Origin of the sequence: Microbacterium sp. 77mftsu3.1 (assembly GCF_900100525.1) — a bacterium.
Taxonomy (GTDB): Bacteria; Actinomycetota; Actinomycetes; order Actinomycetales; family Microbacteriaceae; genus Microbacterium; species Microbacterium aquilitoris.
The window spans coordinates 32609-48282 of record NZ_FNCR01000005.1; the positions used below are offsets into that span (position 1 = coordinate 32609).

The 15674-nt window shown below is 71.0% G+C and carries 17 protein-coding genes and 1 tRNA gene; 8 read left to right on the forward strand and 10 right to left on the reverse strand.

Features of this window, described 5'->3' with window-relative positions; translation table 11 throughout:
- The first annotated feature begins 14 nt into the window (after nucleotides 1–14).
- Together BLR68_RS13060 and BLR68_RS13065 are read left to right on the forward strand one after the other, a co-directional pair.
- Nucleotides 15–2066: a prolyl oligopeptidase family serine peptidase gene (locus tag BLR68_RS13060; RefSeq protein WP_018185509.1), complete on the forward strand. Its 2052-nt coding sequence runs from the start codon at nucleotides 15–17 to the stop codon at nucleotides 2064–2066.
- Between the two features lie 45 nt (nucleotides 2067–2111).
- Complete coding sequence (locus BLR68_RS13065) at nucleotides 2112–3542, forward strand: alpha-amylase family glycosyl hydrolase (protein WP_018185510.1); 1431 nt, start codon at nucleotides 2112–2114, stop codon at nucleotides 3540–3542.
- Between the two features lie 12 nt (nucleotides 3543–3554).
- On the opposite strand, the gene BLR68_RS13070 is transcribed toward BLR68_RS13065, so the two are convergent.
- The gene (locus tag BLR68_RS13070; RefSeq protein ID WP_018185511.1) at nucleotides 3555–3977 is read right to left on the reverse strand and encodes an organic hydroperoxide resistance protein; all 423 of its coding nucleotides are present in this window, start codon (nucleotides 3975–3977) and stop codon (nucleotides 3555–3557) included.
- Nucleotides 3978–3990: 13 nt separating this feature from the next.
- Nucleotides 3991–4413, reverse strand: a complete 423-nt coding sequence (locus BLR68_RS13075) for a MarR family winged helix-turn-helix transcriptional regulator (RefSeq protein ID WP_018185512.1) — start codon at nucleotides 4411–4413, stop codon at nucleotides 3991–3993.
- A gap of 100 nt (nucleotides 4414–4513) precedes the next feature.
- Between BLR68_RS13075 and BLR68_RS13080 the strand changes: the two genes are divergently transcribed.
- Both BLR68_RS13080 and BLR68_RS13085 read left to right on the forward strand, forming a co-directional pair.
- Entirely contained in the window at nucleotides 4514–5140 is a 627-nt protein-coding gene (locus BLR68_RS13080) for a ThuA domain-containing protein (RefSeq protein WP_018185513.1), read from the forward strand.
- Nucleotides 5141–5156: 16 nt separating this feature from the next.
- Nucleotides 5157–5504, forward strand: coding sequence for a DUF2185 domain-containing protein (locus BLR68_RS13085; protein ID WP_018185514.1), 348 nt, complete (start codon nucleotides 5157–5159; stop codon nucleotides 5502–5504).
- 59 nt (nucleotides 5505–5563) lie between these two features.
- Here the strand turns inward: BLR68_RS13085 and BLR68_RS13090 are convergent.
- From BLR68_RS13090 to BLR68_RS13110, 5 genes are all read right to left on the reverse strand, one after another.
- Nucleotides 5564–5636, reverse strand: a tRNA-Arg gene (locus BLR68_RS13090).
- Nucleotides 5637–5700: 64 nt separating this feature from the next.
- Nucleotides 5701–6345, reverse strand: coding sequence for a hypothetical protein (locus BLR68_RS13095; protein ID WP_018185515.1), 645 nt, complete (start codon nucleotides 6343–6345; stop codon nucleotides 5701–5703).
- A gap of 49 nt (nucleotides 6346–6394) precedes the next feature.
- On the reverse strand, nucleotides 6395–7870 hold the full coding sequence (locus tag BLR68_RS13100; protein ID WP_018185516.1) for a serine hydrolase domain-containing protein: 1476 nt from the start codon (nucleotides 7868–7870) through the stop codon (nucleotides 6395–6397).
- Nucleotides 7871–7897: 27 nt separating this feature from the next.
- Entirely contained in the window at nucleotides 7898–8854 is a 957-nt protein-coding gene (locus BLR68_RS13105; RefSeq protein WP_018185517.1) for an aldose 1-epimerase family protein, read from the reverse strand.
- Nucleotides 8851–9885 (reverse strand): zinc-binding dehydrogenase, encoded by a 1035-nt coding sequence (locus BLR68_RS13110; protein WP_026302752.1) that lies wholly within the window; start codon nucleotides 9883–9885, stop codon nucleotides 8851–8853. Before BLR68_RS13110 ends, BLR68_RS13105 begins: the two co-directional genes overlap by 4 nt.
- Before the next feature lie 52 nt (nucleotides 9886–9937).
- On the opposite strand from BLR68_RS13110, the gene BLR68_RS13115 reads away from it, so the two are divergent.
- Nucleotides 9938–11182 carry an NAD(P)/FAD-dependent oxidoreductase gene (locus tag BLR68_RS13115; protein ID WP_018185519.1) on the forward strand — a complete coding sequence of 415 codons (1245 nt, stop codon included), beginning with the start codon at nucleotides 9938–9940 and terminating at the stop codon, nucleotides 11180–11182.
- Here the strand turns inward: BLR68_RS13115 and BLR68_RS13120 are convergent.
- Nucleotides 11173–12015, reverse strand: coding sequence for a sulfurtransferase (locus BLR68_RS13120; RefSeq protein WP_018185520.1), 843 nt, complete (start codon nucleotides 12013–12015; stop codon nucleotides 11173–11175). The two genes, BLR68_RS13115 and BLR68_RS13120, sit on opposite strands and share 10 nt — an antisense overlap.
- Before the next feature lie 97 nt (nucleotides 12016–12112).
- The gene (locus BLR68_RS13125) at nucleotides 12113–12727 is read right to left on the reverse strand and encodes a hypothetical protein (RefSeq protein WP_018185521.1); all 615 of its coding nucleotides are present in this window, start codon (nucleotides 12725–12727) and stop codon (nucleotides 12113–12115) included.
- Between the two features lie 249 nt (nucleotides 12728–12976).
- On the opposite strand from BLR68_RS13125, the gene BLR68_RS13130 reads away from it, so the two are divergent.
- The 3 genes from BLR68_RS13130 (at nucleotide 12977) to BLR68_RS13140 (ending at nucleotide 14943) form a co-directional block, all read left to right on the forward strand.
- Nucleotides 12977–13444 carry a hypothetical protein gene (locus BLR68_RS13130; RefSeq protein WP_018185522.1) on the forward strand — a complete coding sequence of 156 codons (468 nt, stop codon included), beginning with the start codon at nucleotides 12977–12979 and terminating at the stop codon, nucleotides 13442–13444.
- 160 nt (nucleotides 13445–13604) lie between these two features.
- Nucleotides 13605–14306 (forward strand): WXG100-like domain-containing protein, encoded by a 702-nt coding sequence (locus tag BLR68_RS13135; protein ID WP_026302753.1) that lies wholly within the window; start codon nucleotides 13605–13607, stop codon nucleotides 14304–14306.
- A 1-nt stretch (nucleotide 14307) separates the two neighbouring features.
- Nucleotides 14308–14943, forward strand: a complete 636-nt coding sequence (locus tag BLR68_RS13140) for a hypothetical protein (RefSeq protein ID WP_018185524.1) — start codon at nucleotides 14308–14310, stop codon at nucleotides 14941–14943.
- Between the two features lie 74 nt (nucleotides 14944–15017).
- Here BLR68_RS13140 and BLR68_RS13145 read toward each other — a convergent pair whose 3' ends face one another.
- Complete coding sequence (locus BLR68_RS13145) at nucleotides 15018–15641, reverse strand: TetR/AcrR family transcriptional regulator (protein WP_018185525.1); 624 nt, start codon at nucleotides 15639–15641, stop codon at nucleotides 15018–15020.
- Between the last annotated feature and the right edge of the window lie 33 nt (nucleotides 15642–15674).

A 15674-nucleotide genomic window follows, 5' to 3' on the forward strand; every position in this document is an offset into this window, starting at 1 on the left:
CTTAGGCTGGCGACATGAGCGCCCACGAGACCGCCCCCGAGCCCGCCGACCCGTTCCTCTGGTTGGAGGAGATCGACGGACCCGAGGCCCGCGCCTGGGCAGCCGAACGGACCGCCGAGACCGAGGCGGCCTTCTTGGGCGACACCCGCACCGCGCTCGAGCGCCGCCTGACCGGCATCCTTCAGGACCCCGATCGACTCGTCGTCCCGAGCCGCCACGGCGATCTCATGTACGACCTGTGGCGGGATGCCGCAAACCCCCGCGGCCTGTGGCGACGGACATCCCGCGCCGCCTTCGCCGCGGGCGAACCGACCTGGGAGGTGCTGCTCGACGTCGACGCGCTCGGCCGCGAGGAAGGCGTGGCGTGGGCGTTCGCGGGCGCGGCTCACGGACCTGCGGGCAGCGGGCGGGCGCTCGTGCGGCTGAGCCCCGACGGCGGCGACGCCACCGTCGTGCGCGAGTTCGACCTCGACGCACGTCGTTTCGTCGACGACACCCCGTTCGCCCTCGACGCCGAGAAGACGATGATCGCGTGGGTCGACCGCGACACCCTGCTCGTCGCCACCGCACTGCACGGCGGCGGCGTGACCGACTCGGGGTATCCGATCAGCGCCCGCGCCTGGCGACGGGGCGAGTCGCTCGCGGACGCGCCGCCCATCGTGACGGGTGTCGCCTCGGACGTCGGCGTGTTCGCGCACGTCGACCGCACCGGCGGTACGGCGACGCCGATCGTGGTCATCGCGCACGACTTCTTCCACTCCGAATCGTGGGTCTGGGACGGCGGCGAGCCGCGTCTGATCGCCGTGCCGCAGGACGCGAACGTCGATGTTCACGGCGACCTCGTCACCGTGCGGACCACGACCCCGTGGCGCATCGGCGAGACGACGCATCCGTCGGGCACCCTCCTCATCGGTCCACTCGAGACCGTCACGGAGGGCGACGGGTCGAACCTGCGCGTCGCCTTCGCCCCGAGCGACACGGCGGTGCTCGAAACGTGGACATGGACCCGCACGCGCCTGGTCCTGACGATCCTCGACCGCGTGCAGAGCCGGCTCGTGTCGCTCGATCCCGAGACGCTGACCGGAGTCGACATCGACCTGGGCCTCGGCGACGCCGACCTCTTCAGCGCGAGCGTCGCCACCGCCGACGACGACGAGGACGACGAGCTGTGGGTGGTCGCTCGCGGCTTCCTCACTCCCCCGACGCTCCTGGTGATCGCCCCCGGTGCCGAGCCCCGCGTCGTCGACCGCAGCCGCCCCACCTTCGACGCGTCCGGACTCGTCGCGGAGCAGCACTGGGCGACGTCGGCCGACGGCACGCGCGTGCCCTACTTCGAGGTCGGTCCGCGGGAGCGCTCCGGCACTCTCCCCGTCCTCATGAACGGCTACGGCGGGTTCGAGCACGCGCTCACCCCGGAGTATCCGACGATCGTCGGCCCCGCCTGGCTCGAGGAGGGACGCGTGTACGTCGTCGCGAACATCCGCGGCGGCGGGGAGTTCGGACCCGAGTGGCACCTGGCCGCCCTGCGCGAGAACCGCCACCGCGCATACGAGGACTTCGCCGCCGTCTCGCGCGACCTCGTCGCACGCGGCGTCTCGACCCCCGACCGCATCGCCTGCCACGGCCGCAGCAACGGCGGCCTGCTCGTCGGCAACATGCTGACCCAGTACCCCGACGACTTCGGGGCGATCGTCTGCGGCGTGCCCCTCCTCGACATGAGGCGGTACACGCGACTGTCGGCCGGTGCCAGTTGGATCGCGGAGTACGGCGACCCCGACGACCCGGCCGAGTGGGAGTTCGTGAAGACCTTCTCGCCGTATCACCTCATCGAGCCCGGGCGGCGGTACCCGGCATCCCTCATCTATGCGGCCGCGAGCGACGACCGGGTCGGCCCCGTGCAGGCGCGCAAGATGGCGGCACGGTTGGCAGACGAGACGGATGCCGAGGTGCACTACCTCGAGCCCATCGAGGGCGGTCACTCCGGAGCGATCGACGCGGCCTCGACCGCCGCACTGCACGCGACGATCCACGCGTTCCTCGACCGCACGGTGGCGCGCGCCGACTGAGCGGCGGGGGCCCGCCCTCTACGCTGGGGGCGGGAGGTCCACCGCATGAGCACCATCGGGGCCGTCGAGGATGACCTCGCGGCGACGCTGTCCGCTGTCGCGGAGCGCGTCCGCATCGACGACGCCGCGGCCGAGCGGATCCGCCAGCACGTCCCCGGGCTGCGCGCGGCGCTGGCCCGACGCGGATCGTCTGCCGATCTCGTCGACCTCGTGACGGCGGCGGTCGTCGCCGCGAACGGTCGCTCCCTCGACCTCAAGGTGCACGGCGAGCAGCGCGCCGCGAACCTCGTGCGCACGAGTTCGCGGTTCGCCCTCGGCGCCGCCTGCTACGCCGACAGGTACGCCGGCAACCTCGCCGGGCTCCGTGACGAGATCCCCGCGCTCCGCGACCTCGGCGTGAGCGTGCTGCACGTCCAGTCACCGTTCGCCCGCCGGGAGGACGGCACGATCGACCTCCGTCGCGGCGACCCCGGTCTCGGATCGATCGACCGCCTCTCCGACCTGGCTGCCCACCTTCGTCTGTCCGGCATCTCGCTCGCGGTCGACGTCCCCGCGCGCGACGATCTCGCTGGACTCGTGGACGATCTCCTCTTCCTCGCCGGGCGCGGGGTCGAGGTCTTCCTCCTTCCGGCTCGCGACACGGTGGGCGTCCTCGCCCCCGTGCTGGCGATCGGTGCACCGGGAGTCGATGTGCTCCCGGCATCCCCCGGTTCCGCTCCCCTCTGGCACGCGCTCGCCACGGGCGACGCGACACCCCTGCAGCGCGCGCTCGAGGCACGCGACGGCAGTCTCGACGTCGCCGCGGTGCGGGATGCGGACGCGGTGGTGTGGCGAGCGGATGCCGCCGAGCTCACCGCTCGCTACACGGGCGGCTCCTCGTTCGGGCGCGGCCTGGCGACCGCGGACGGCGTGGCCGGAACGACCGCGTCGCTCGCCGGGGTCGAGGCGGGCAACCCGCTCGGCGAAGCCCGCGTGGCCCTCGCGCACGCGTTCGCGCTGAGCGTGCCGGGTCTTCCCGTGCTGTGGCTGGGCGACGAGGTCGGTCAGCTGAACGACCCGACGTTCCGCGACGATCCCGAGCGCCGCGACGACCCGCGCTGGACGCACCGCGGTCAGAAGCCGCGTGACCGCTACGCGCAGAAGACGGATGCCGCCACCTCGGCCGGCCGCATCCACCGCGACCTCACGAAGCTCATCGCCGTCCGCCACACGACGCCGGAGTTCGACGGGACGCGCCTGATCGGTTTCGACGTCCCCGCTCCGTCGGTCGTCGCGTATCAGCGCCCCGGTGACGGGTCGGTCGTGCTGGTGCTCGCGAACATCGCTTCAGAGCCCGCGCACGTTCCGGCGGTGACGCTGTCCGGCTTCGCAGCTGCCGCCCTCGACCTGGTCGAGGGTGTCGAGATCGGAATCGACGAAGGGCTCACGCTGCCCGCCTGCGGATTCCGCTGGCTGCGCGTGAGCCCCGTCGTCTGAGTCCGGCCGAGATCAGTCCTCGACGACCGTGACGGTGACCTCGATGTTGCCGCGCGTGGCGTTCGAGTAGGGGCACACCTGGTGTGCGGCGTCGGCGAGCGCCTGCGCCCGGTCGTGCGGGAGGTTCGGGATGACGACCTCGAGCTGCACAGCGAGACCGAAGCCGCCCTCGCCGTTGGAGCCGATGCTGACGCGCGAGCCGACGCTGGTGTCCTCCAGGGTCACCTTCTGCGCGCGGGCGACGGACTGCAGGGCGCTGTGGAAGCACGCGGCGTAGCCCGCGGCGAAGAACACCTCGGGGTTCGGGGCGCCACCGGCGCCACCCATCTCCTTGGGAACGCGCACGTCGGTGTCGACGAGGCCGTCGACGGTGCGGACGTGTCCGTTGCGGCCGCCTCCGGTTGCGAGTGCTTCTGCGGTGTAGAGAGCTTCCATGATGTCCTTCGGGTCAGGAGGCGATTGCCTCGTCGGTGGTACGCATGACGCGGTTCAGGTCGTGGACCACGTCGAGCAGCATCCGCGCCTTCTCCTCGTCGAGTCCGGTGCAGCGCGCGATCTCCGCGCCGACGACGGACAGCTCCGAGCGGAGCGCACGGCCGTCGTCCGTCAGCGAGACCTCGACGACACGGTCGTCGTGAGGGCTGCGCGAACGGGAGACGATGCCGCGCGCCTCGAGGCGGCGGATGAGCGGCGAGAGGGTCCCGGAATCGAGGAAGAGCTCAGTGCCCAACTCCTTGACCGACCGGGGCTCCTGATCGCCGAGAGCGACGATGACGAGGTACTGCGGGTACGTCAGCTTCCACGGCGCGAGCACGCGCCGATACGCCTGTCCGAAGGCGTGGCTGGCCGAGTACACCCCGAAGCACACCATCTGCTCGATCGCTCTCATGTCTTTATGGTTGCACGCAATTGAGTTGCGCACAACTTAACTGAGGGTGAACGATCCTCGCGATCGTTCGTAGAGTAAGCGGATGCGTCGTGTACTCGTCTTCTCGGGCGGTGCGGATTACGCCGACCCGTGGCATCCGTTCGTCGAAACGAGTGCGATCGTCGCGGAGGTGCTCCGGGAGGAGGGCGACGCCACCGTCGTCGACACGCTTGAAGACCTCGCCGCGCGGATCGACGCTGCGGACCTACTCGTGATCAATGCGGGCGGCGGCACCGCGCCGCATCCGCTCGACTCGCGCCTGGCCGAGATCCTCGCGGGGTACCGCGGTCCGCTTCTCGTCCTGCACGTCGCGGCGACGCTGCTGCCGGAGCACGCGGCGTGGGAGGCACGGCTCGGCGGACGCTGGGTGCGCGACGTGACCTTTCACCCCGAGCGCGGACCGCTGCACGTGCGGCCCGTCTCGGCATCCGTGGCGGATCTGGCCGATCTCGACACGGTGGATGAGGCGTACACGGCGCTGCGGGTCTCCCCCGAGGCCGACGTCCTGCTCGTGCACGACGACGACGGGGTCGCGCACCCGCTCGCCTGGACGAACGAGAACAACGGATGCCGCGCCGCCTACAGCGCGCTCGGACACGACGCGGAGGCCTACGCGTCGTCGCTCGCGCCGGAGGTCATCCGGCGACTCACCCGCTGGCTGCTCGCCTGAGAATCGAAGGAGACCCATGACCCCGCAGATCCCCGAGTACATCCCGAACTCCGGCGGCTCGGTCGTGTCGAAGAACGTCCTCGAGCATCGTGCGCCCGTTCGCTGGGCCTTCCGGGAGGACGCCGCGGATGCCGTCGACAACGGCTGGCGCTTCCTCTCGGAGATCGACGACGAGGACTACATCAACGACGCCGCGAACATGGCGGTCGTAAGCTTCAACACCGTCATCCACCTCGAACCGGCGGTGCTCCCGATCCTGCACATGCCCGTCGGCACCGACCTCACGATCGTCCGGCAGGACGGCGGACGCATCGTCATCATCGACAACGAGACAGGTCAGCCGGCCGCCATCCCCGGCATCTGACCGTCAACAGTAAAGGCCCCGCCGAAGCGGGGCCTTTACTGGACTGTCTCAACACAGTGTGCGCCCGAAGGGACTCGAACCCCTAACCTTCTGATCCGTAGTCAGATGCTCTATCCATTGAGCTACGGGCGCATGGCCTGTTTCCGGGCCGAGGAACAGCATACGTCACGTCGGGCCCCAATCCGAAATCGGGCCGCTACTCCAGCTCCCCCGGGTCGATCCCGGCGGGATCGGACTCGAGGATCGGCTCGGGTTCGACGCCGCCGTCGCGGAGCGCCTGCTGCTTCGCGACGCTCCGACGGTGCGCGCGGAGCTTCGGCAGGTCGACCAGGCGCAGCGCCTGCATCCTGGCGACCCGCATCCGCTCGTAGTCGGCGTCGAGGTCGGGACGTGCCGCGGCGATCCTCAGCGAGCGGTCGATGTTCTTCGACACCTCGGCCCAGGCGGCATCGCGCGCATCGGCGATGAGCTTGCGCAGCTCCTCCTTATCTTCCGACCGGGCGCGCAGCTCCTTCGCGACGTGCAGGGACTGCTTGCGGCGGCGGCGCAGGTTGCGGACGTCGCGACTGCGGTAGTCGTGCGTGCCGCTCGAGTCGGAGTAGCGGTTGCGGGCGGCCTTGCGCTCGCGCTCGGTGCGGGCGGCATCCGCTTCGGCCTCTTCAGCGAGGGATATCAGGATGTCGCGGGCATCGCCGACGAAGCGATCGGAATCGAAGTCGTCGCCGTCGACGAGGATGTCGACCAGGATGCGGTTCTTCAACGCCAAACGTGTCGCCGCGGACGCGATGTAGAGCCCCTCGGCGACGACGTCCCGGGTCCTGACCCGCTCATTGTCCGTCAACGCTCACCCCTTGCCTCCAGTCTAACGAGCAGGGGGTGTCGGATGCCGGTCAGCTGAGCGACGGCAGCGCGTGGCCTGCGGGCCCGTCTCCGCGCAGCGGCGGGAACCGCCACGCGAGCGACGCCGGGCCGTTCGGCGCGATGTCGACGTGAAGGGTGTGCGGGGTCTGGATCATCCGCAGCCGTGCGTGCCACGTGCCGTCGGCACCGACGCCGGCGACGGAGCGGAACGGCACCGCGTCGAGTCCCGCGGCGGGCGCGGGCCACTCCCCCGCCTCCCAGTCGCCTCGCCCGATCGGCAGCGTCACGTCGATCCCTTCGCCCAGGAATCGGATGCTCCAGCCGCCGTCGGCCTCGGTCACCTCGACGCGCTCGGCGCCGGGAACCGGCCCGTTGCTCGTGAAGGGTCCGGGAGGGTAGACGGCCGCGTCCACGTCGAACGTTCCCGAGAAGCCCGTGCCGATGTCATCCGGCAACGGCAGGGCCAGCGACGACAGCCGCTCGGCGAGGGCGGTATCCGCGTCCTTGGAGCCGGCACCGGCCATCGCGGGGCGCAGGTGCTCGGTGATGAGGCTGAGGAGGGTCTGCATGTCGATGGTCTCGGCCGTCGTGATGATGACGGCGTCCTCTTCGGGCCAGACGATGATGAACTGCCCGTACGCGCCGTCACCGCGGAAGCCGTTCCGGTTCATCCAGTACTGGAATCCGTAGCCCTGCTGCCAGTCGATCGGGTCGGGGGCTCCGGGACCGCGGTGCGCGGTGTCGTTGTCCATCTGCTTGGAGGTCGCCGCAGCGACCCACTCGGGATCGAGGATCTGCTCGCCCTGCCAACGCCCCTTGTCGAGCATGAGCTGACCGGTCTTGGCGAGCGACTCGGTGAAGACGTGGATGCCGCTGAAGCCCATCTCGACGTCGCCGATCATCATCCACTGCGCCTCGTCGATGCCGAGGGGCTCGAGCAGCCGCGGGCGCAGGTAGTCGAGGATCGTGCCACCGGTCGTCTTGGCGACCAACCGTCCGACACCGTAGATCGTGGGCTGACTGTAGGCGAAGACCGTGCCCGGCTCCCGATCCGGCGCGACACGGAAGAAGCCGCCGAGCAGATCGCCGCCCGCGTCGCGCGAGGCCATCGCGGCGCGGTCGAGGGCTTCGCTCTCGTGACCGCTCGACATCGAGAGGGCGTGCCGCACGAGATACCGGCGGTACTTCTCATCGAGGTCGTCGGGAACGAGTTCGGGGAAGTGGTCGACCATCACGTCGTCGAGCTCGAAGCGCCCCTCCGAGATCGCCAGGCCCGCCGCGGCCGAGGTGAACGTCTTCGACAGCGAGTAGACGAGGTGCTTCAGATCGGGCGCGAACGGCGCCCACCACCCCTCCGCGATGACATGCCCGTGGCGGAGCACCATGAGGCTGTGCATCTCGGTATCGGTCTGACCGATCGCATCGATCAGACGGTCGACACCGGCGGCATCCACCCCCTGCGCTGACGGAGTGGACCGGGGCAGGGAGGAGGACAGCGACGTCATGCCGTCATCCTACGAAGGGCTTCCCCCTCAGAGGGCCGAGATGCGCCAGGATGCCGCGAACTCGGCACCCGGCTCGAGCACCAGCAGTCCCGCGTCGTAATCGTACGCGGCCGCGTTGAACGCGTCGGGCGCGCAGGTCATCGGCTCGACGGCGACGCCGTTACGGTGCGCGGGGTTCGCGGCGCCGTCGGGCTTGTCGCCGGTGTAGACCTGCACCCACGGGCACTCCGCACCCCACGTGACCTCGACGCCGACACCCGACGGATCGGTGAGGCGCAGGACAGCGGTGCCGGCGGCATCCGTCTCGAGGTCTGTGAAGGCGTGGTCCAACTGGACGTCGCCGAGAGGCCGCGGCGCACGACGGTCGAACCGGTCGGGGTCGTGGTCAATGACGGGGTGAAGGGCGACGGGGCTGAGCCGGTCGGGCGTGACTTCGAGGACGGATGCCGCGGGCAGCGCGAGCGTCCATTCGTCGAGCGGTGCGGGGCCGGCCTTCAGGTACGGGTGCGGGCCGGTGCCGAACGGGGCCGGCGTCGCGCTGAGGTTGCGGGCGCGCACCGTCTGGGTGAGGCCGTCGTCGGCGAGCGCGTAGGTCGTCTCGACACGCACGCGCCACGGGTACCCCGACTGCGGCGCGATCGTCGTCGCCAGGGTGACGCTGCTCTCAGTGCTCGCGACCTCGGAGAAGTCGACCCACGAGGCAAGGCCGTGCAGGGCGTGCGAACGCTCGGGCTCGGTGAGGGCGGCGACGATCTCCTGACCGTCGAACGTGTAGGTGCCGTCGACGATGCGGTTCGGCCACGGGGCGAGGGTCGTGCCGCGGTAGTCGAGGCGCACCTCGTCGGCGTCGAACGACACGATGAGGTCGCGGTCGCCGTGGCGGAGGACACGGAGCGAGGCGCCCGTCGAGGCGATGACCGCCTCGTAGGCGCCGGAGCGGATCGTGTGCTGGGTGCCGGAGAGGGGCGAGGTGGCGGTGGTCACGGGCGGAGCATCACTTTCAGGGCGGCGCGGTCATCCATCAGGCGATAGCCGTCAGCGGCCTCGCCGAGGCTCAGCTCGCGATCGAAGACGGCCCCGGGATCGACTGTACCGTCGAGGACTCCCGGGAGGAGTTCGTCGATGTAGGCGCGGACCGGCGCGACGCCGCCGGTGACGGTGACGTTCTTCTCGAACTGCACGCGCTGCAGCGGCGCCTCGGTGTACTGCGGGGCGCCGACGCGCGACATCGTGCCGCCCGCGCGCACCGCGCCGAGCGCCTGCTCGTGGGCGGGGAGGTGGCCGACGGCGTCGATGACGACGTGCGCGCCGAGCCCGCCCGTGAGCTCGCGGACGGCCGCGACCCCCTCGTCGCCGCGCTCGGCGACGACGTCGGTCGCACCGTAACGGCGGCCGAGGTCGGTGCGCGCCTCGTGACGGCCCATGAGGATGATGCGCTCCGCGCCGAGCTGCCGCGCAGACAGGACGGCGAGCAGGCCCACGGCACCGTCGCCGATCACCACCACGTCCTTGCCGGGTTCCACACCACCGGTGACCGCGGCGTGCCAGCCCGTGCCGTACACGTCGCTCAGCGTGAGGAGCCCCGGCATCCGCTCGTCGTCCTCGGCGACGTCAACGCGGTACAGCGTGCCGTCGGCGAAGGGGGCGCGGCGGCGTTCGGCCTGCGCGCCGCCGGCTCCCGTGGGCTTCGTGGTGCCCGCGTTCACGCACGAGGTCTGCAGGCCCGCTCGGCAGAACTCGCACTCGCCGCACGAGAAGACGAACGGCACGATGACGACGTCACCCGGCGAGACGGTGCGGACGTCGGCGCCGACCTCTTCGACCACGCCGATCATCTCGTGCCCCATCGAGCGGCCCGCGTCGTTCGGCTGCATGGAGTGGTACGGGTGCAGGTCGCTGCCGCACACGCACGCCACGACGGTGCGGAGCACGGCGTCGGTGGGCTGTTCGATCCGGGGCTCGGGTGCGTCGACCACGCGGACGTCACCGGGGCCGTACATGTAAGCAGCTCGCATCCTCCGATTCAACTACGGATGCCGCGCCCGCGCGCCGTGCCAGGCTGTGGGCATGAGCGCGGTCCATGATGTGGCGGTCGTCGGCGCGGGTCTCGCGGGGCTCCGCGCCGCCACCCTGCTCGCCCGCGCCGGGCGGGACGTCGTCGTGCTCGAGGCGCAGGACGAGGTGGGCGGCCGACAGCGGACCGACCGCGTCGACGGGTTCCTGCTCGACCGCGGGTTCCAGGTGATCAATCCCCGTTATGACGCGCTGGCCCGCGCGGTCGACCCCGCCGACCTCGATCTGCGGCCGTTCCCCGTCGGCGTCCGCGTGGTGCGTGGCGCCCGGTCGAACGTCCTCGCTCACCCCGTGCGCCACCCCGGGATGCTGCCCGCCACGATCGCGGGCGCGCTGTCGGGCCTCGTGACGCCGGCGGACGTCGTGGGCGCCGTGCGGTGGCTGCTGCCGGGGCTTGTGCGACCGGCATCCGTCGCCCACGGCCCGGATGAGACGCTGCACGAGGCGTGGGACCGCGTCGGCCTCACGGGGCCGCTGCGGCGGTCGGTGCTCGAGCCGTTCCTGACCGGAGTGCTCGCCGACGACGGCGCCGCGACCTCGGCGGCCTACGCGACGCTGATCGCGCGGCTGTTCGCGCTCGGGCGGCCGGGCGTTCCGGCGGCGGGTGTCGCCGCGCTGCCGCGGCGGCTCGACGAGCTCGCGCGCGCGGCGGGCGCGGAGATCCGACTGTCGCATCCGGTCGACGGCGTGACGGTGAACGGCGACCGGGTCGACCTCGGCGGCGCGGAGCCCGTGGCGGCGCGCGAGGTGATCGTCGCGGTCGGCGGTGAGCACCTGTCGCGGCTGACGGGCGAGCCGGCGCCGCCGATGCGGGGTCTGCAGACGTGGTGGTTCGGAACGGGACCGGAGGCACCGGCATCCGCTCTGCTCGCGGTCGACGGCGAGCGCGCGGGTCCGATCGTGAACAGCGTCGTGATGTCACGCACCGCTCCCGGGTACGCGCCCGCGGGGAGGCACCTCGTCGCCGCGAGCTGCCTGTTGCGGGATGCCGCCGACGAGACGAGCGTGCGCGCGCAGCTCGCGCGGATGTGGGGCGGCGAGGCGGCGACGTGGGAGCTGCTGCGACGCGACGACATCCCGCACGCGCTGCCCGCGTTCGCGCCGCCGATGCGGCATGCATCCCCGGTGAGACTGTCGGAGCGGGTGGTCGTCGCGGGCGATCACCGCGAGACGCCGTCGATCGCAGGCGCCCTCGTGTCAGGCGAGCGCGCGGCGGCGTCGGTGCTCGGTCAGGGCTGATCGCCGGTCGCGACGGGGCGGTCGGGGTGGTTCGACCACTGGCTCCACGATCCGCCGTACAGCGCGGCGTCGATGCCGGCGAGGCTGAGCGCGAACGCCGCCTGCGCGGCCGACACCCCCGAGCCGCAGCTGACGCCGACGGTCGTGTCGCCCGTGACGCCGAGCGCCTCGTAGCGTGCGCGCAGTTCCTCCGGCGAACGGAACCGACCGTGCTCGTCGACGTTGCCGCCGGTGGGTGCGTTCACCGCGCCCGGGATGTGACCGGCCCGCGGATCGATGGGTTCGACGTCGCCCCGGTAGCGCTCGGGCGCACGGACGTCGAACAGGATGCCGCTGGTCGGCAGCTCCGCGGCCTCGTCGATGTCGAGGCGGGTGAGGTGCCGCGGGGTGAGCGCGACGTCTCCGCGGGCGGCGTGGACCGTCCCTGACTCGAGCGCAAGCCCGGCGTCGCGCCAGGCCTGCAGGCCGCCGTCGAGGACGCGGACGTCGGGCACACCGGCATCCGTCAACACCCACCAGGCACGCGAGGCTCCGAACGTCTGCCAGTCGTCGTAGACGACGACGGTGTCGCCGCGGTCGACGCCCCAGCGCCGCGCGGCCGTCTGCAGGTCGGCGATCTCGGGCAGCGGATGCCGGCCGTCCTCGGGCGCGCCATGGGCGGCGAGTTCGTCGTCGAGGCTCACGTACACCGCGGTCGGGATGTGACCCGCCTCGTAGTCGTCGCGCCCGTCGGGGCGGTCGAGTCGCCACCGGACGTCGAGGACCGTGAGGGGAGCGGCATCCCGGATCATGTTGTCGAGCTCTGCAGGGCTGATCAGTCGCGCACGCGTCATGCCCCGACCCTACGACGCCCGACGCGACGATGCCGGAGCCCCGTCGAACGAGGCCCCGGCATGTGCGTGGGTGTGCGGGTCTACCGCGCGTAGGCAATCAGTTGCCCAGAACGCCGTCGACGAGGTCGTTCACGCTCGAGGAGACGTCGCCGACCGTGCTGTCGACGTCACCGGTGATGTCCTTGACGAGGTCGCCGGTCTTCGAGGAGACATCGCTCGAGACGTCGCCAACCTCACCCGAGACATCCGTCTTCGGGGAGACATCGGTCTTCGGGGCGACGTCGGCCTTGGGCGAGACGTCGGTCTTGGGCGAGACGTCGGTCGTGTTGCCCGAGCCCACGTCGTTGCCGTTGCCGACCTCGTTGCCCGAGCCGAGCGGCGCGTCGACCTTCGTGTCGTTGCCCGAGCCGAGCGGAGCGCTCACGTCGTTGCCCGAGCCGATGGGGGCGTCGTTGCCGGAGCCGATGTCACCGACGGACAGGTCGCCCGTAGAGACGTCGCCCAGGAGGGGACCGTCGAGCAGCGAGCCGATGGAGCTCTCGAGAGCCTTGTTGGCGTTGAGGAAGTCGGTGAATCCCTCGGCCGCCGTGGTTGTGGTGGTGGTGTCCTCGCTCTGCGCGGCGTTCGCCGGGAGGGCGAATCCGGCGGTGAGAGCGACGGCCGCGAGGCCGGTCGAGCCGAGGACGATGGTCCGCTTCAGGTTGGTACGCATGGTGTGTTTTCCTTCCTTCAGTGCGGCTTTCGCACGATCGGTTGTCCGGTCAGGGCCGCAGATCGGATTGGATCGGATGCCGCAGCAGCCGCCGACCGGACGGTGACCAGCCCACGCGTCCCGCAGGATTCCGGGCGACGAGCGGCATCCTGAAAAGTTGTTATGAGGCGTCGCAGCGAGGCGCCCGGGTCAGGATTGTGCAAGTGTTCGGCAGGAAGTTCCATGACCACGCCGACCTGAAGGAGCTCCGTGACCACGCCGACGCACATCCTCCAGGAGAACGGCTCCAGCAGATTCCCCCTGATCGACAATCTGCGGTCATTCGAGGACCAGCTCCGGTTCACCCTGACGCAGATGGACGGCTCCTCCTTCTGGGCGCTCAGCCTGTGGCGCGCGCCCGAGGGCGCCAACCTGCGCGCGAGCCTGCCTCCCTCGGAGAACTACATCCAATGCGCCGGTGAAGCCGTAGGCGTGACGGTCGAGGTCCGTTCGACCGACGCCACCGGCACGGCGCACCAGTACACCGTCGGCAAGCCCGGTAAGCCCTCGCCGGGAGAACCCACCGAGACGATCCACTGGGACAGCGGGCGACGCAGCACGACGGTCCATGCGCACGAGGTGCTCACCCTCGATGAGGCCGCAGAGCTGTTCATCGCCTACTACCGCGACGACCGCGTGCCCGCCGAGAACACCCTGCGCGAGCTCAGCGGCGCCTGACACCCCCGACCCGACGCAAGCGGCATCCATTCATCGCGGATGATCGCCGTTTCCGTCGGGTCGAGACCTCGCTCATGGTCGCCGTCGATGGGGCGTTCTCCCCATCGCGGCCGAGGGTGTGCCGTGGCTACTGTCGATGGCGGAGGTGGTCGCCGTGGGGATGATGTTGCCCAATGAGTTGATCTGGATCATGGACAAGATGGGGCTCGAGTGGCCCGACATCGACGAGGACGAGGTCCACAAGGCAGCCGACCTCGTGCGCGGGTACCGCGACGACATGGAGTCGATCATCCAAGCCGTCGACAGTCGCGTGAACGGCGACCTGGCCACGGCGCTGCAGGGCAACGCCGGCACGGCGCAGGTCGAGGGGTGGAATCGAAACCGCTCCGACAACATGCAGAAGCTCCTCGATGTGCTCGGCCCCGCAGCGACGGGGATCGACATCGCGGGTGGCATCGTCCTCGCGATGAAGATCAAGGTCATCGCCGAGGTGACCCTGACCCTCATGCAGCTCGTGCCGTTGCTCGCCGCAGGCCCGCTCGGCGCCGGCGGCGCGGCGCTGCTGCTGCTCGCACGCAAGAAGCTCCTCTCCATGGCCATGGAAGCGACGATCGAGCAGGTGATCAACGAGGTGCTGCCGCTGGCGGTCGAGCCGCTCGCCGAGCAGGTCCCGGTGATCGTCATGGCCCTCATGGACGCCCCCGTCGTGGAGGGTGCCATCGGCGACGTGGACGAATTCGAAGCCGACCTCGAGGCGCTGGAAGCAGCCGCCGACGAGATGGACGCGCAGGCCGTCGACATCGAGGACCGCACCGATCGGCTCCTCGCCGACCTCGCCAACCTGCAGATCTCGGGAGACTGACATGACCATGAAGAGCCTCATGCGCGAGATCGTCGACGCCGTCGACGGCGCGGGTCGCGAGTTCAAGAAGGGGTTCGGGGGCGCGTTCCGCAAGCGCGGCGGCAAGCACCGCGCGGACGCCGCACGCATCCGGGGCACAGACCGACGCAACAGCGCCGACGCCGGGCAGCACCGGCGCGACGCACCCGTCGCCACCCACGCCGCGAAGTACGACATGCTCACGGATGTCAGTCGCGGAGTCGACCAGCTCGGCCGCACCGGGCGCCACGCCGCGCCGGACTACAACGTCGCGAACGACCTCGGAACCTCGGTCGGCAAGGCTGTGCGCGAGACCCCGCGCGAGGTGCTGGACGACGTGCTCGGCACGCCGAAGAAGATCCCGGGGCAGGTCGTCGAGGAGCTGTACGAGGATGCCATCGGGCAGGACAACCCCGACGCGTACGGCAAGAAGAGCCGCGGTGACATGGAGTTCCTCGCTCCCAGCGGCGAGGCGGCAGACCTGCGCGGACTGAATCAGGCCGGCATCGAGGACCGGTTCGGCCTCACGCCCGGCGCGCTGGACGGCGCGACGTGGGAGGTCCGGCCCGTGCCCGGAACCACCTTCGTCACCATCGACGTCTCCCGCCCCGAGGAGTGACCGGCCGGTCGAGGAGTCGCAGATGGTCGCGGTGAAGGCGGCGGGACGACCATCTGCGACGCCTCGGCGACGGCTCAGCCGCGCAATGCGTCGGGCGCGACGCCGAGCAGCGCGGCGAGCGCGCGGCGGGTGAGGTCGGTGCGCGCGGGGTCGGCGCGCCAGCGCACGAGACCCTGCGCGCCGAGGCCGTCGATGATCGCGAGCAGGTGCCAGGCGATCGCGTCGGCGTCGATCGCACCGAACTCGCCGCGCTCGCGGCCGCGGTCGATCTCGGCGGCGAGCGCGCGCTGCCACGCGTCCATCTCGGCGCGCACCCGCACGGCGAGCTCCTCGTTGCGGGTGCCCAGCGCCCACCCCTGTACCCAGATGAGGGTGACGTCGTTCGGCTCGTCTCCGAAGACGGTGTCGAGCAGGATGCCGAGGCGCGTCGTCGCGGCATCCGTCACCCGCATCGCGGCCAGCACCGCGGCGAGCTCCTCGGCGACGACAGCGCCGAAAGCCTCAGCCACCAGCGCGTCCATCCCGTCGGCGTGGTGCGCGACGAGGCCGGGCGCGACGCCGACCCGGGCGGCGACCGCGCGCAGGGTGACGGCGTCGAGACCGTCCGCGAGCGCGATCTCTCGAGCGGCGAGGGCGATCTCTTCGCGACGCTCGGCGGGGCTCTTCCGGGCCCGGCGGGCAGTTGACGCCTGAGACATCGACTCGGTAGCCTCCCCTTGTTGATCAAACGA